Genomic DNA, 541 nt, shown 5'->3' with positions numbered 1-541 from the left:
AGCTGGTGTGGCGTCCGGCATCGCCCAGCGTGGCACGGCGGACCGTATCGGCGACATCTCGGCCCAGATCAGGGGCGATGCGTACGACCGGGGCCTCACGCTGGCCCAGAACGACCGCTCCACGAACCTGTCCGCGCTCGGCCAGGCCGCCAGCTCCTACGGGAACCTTGCGTCCTTTGGCGTCGATGCGCTCGGGAAGTCGAGCTCAGCGGCCTATGGGGCCTTCGACGCCATCAACGGCGCCAACTCAGCCGAACAGGCCGACCGCCAGGGAGGCCTCACCGCCGACTTCTCGAAGTGGCAGGGTGAGGACAGCCGCGCGACGGACCTTCTCGACCGCTACGCCAAGATTGTGGCGGGTGGACAGTGGGGCCAGTCGGGCACGAGCTCGGGGACCACGAAGTCCAAGCAGGCGGGGTCCATCCTCGGCCAGATCATGGGCGCGGCGTCGGCCGGTGCCAGAGTATACACCGGGCTCAAGGCCCCCAAGTTCGGGTTTTAACGTTCTCGCCTTCCCCGTCGACTTCGGACTGTCCGGGAT

The 541-nt window shown here is 67.8% G+C and carries 1 protein-coding gene; it reads left to right on the top strand.

Annotation, left to right across the window (positions count from 1 at the left end):
* Window positions 1-502, top strand: a 502-nt coding sequence (locus AC0IYH_RS29175) for a hypothetical protein (RefSeq protein ID WP_471837495.1), incomplete at its 5' end; no start/stop codon positions are given.
* Between the last annotated feature and the right edge of the window lie 39 nt (window positions 503-541).

This window comes from Pseudomonas sp. AC463 (assembly GCF_979253585.1).
This window is presented reverse-complemented; position numbering and strand designations above follow the sequence as displayed.